Here is a 276-nt window from a genome sequence, read left to right on the forward strand (position 1 = left end):
AAACGCGCAGGACTTCTTACACGTGACTCACGTAAAGTTGAACGTAAGAAACCAGGTCTTAAGAAAGCTCGTAAAGCATCACAATTCTCAAAACGTTAATCAACACGATTATATCAACGTTTACAGACATTCAAGAATTTTCTCTTGGATGTCTTTTTTTGTTCAAAAAACTAAAGTTCACCCCAAAATTCACCCCAAGTTCACCCTATTGCTTTTTGAGACTTCTAAAGGCTATTTCTCCTGCTGTTTGATTTACTGTTTCAGTAGTATTGACAT

1 protein-coding gene is annotated in these 276 nt (G+C 36.2%); it reads left to right on the forward strand.

The annotated features are described in order from the left end of the window. The coding region (rpsI, locus tag I2C87_RS09675) for a 30S ribosomal protein S9 (protein ID WP_008291375.1) at window positions 1-99 on the forward strand (99 nt) is incomplete at its 5' end. Between the last annotated feature and the right edge of the window lie 177 nt (window positions 100-276).

Origin of the sequence: Streptococcus sp. 1001283B150225_161107_H12, from assembly GCF_015552665.1 — a bacterium.
GTDB lineage: Bacteria > Bacillota > Bacilli > Lactobacillales > Streptococcaceae > Streptococcus.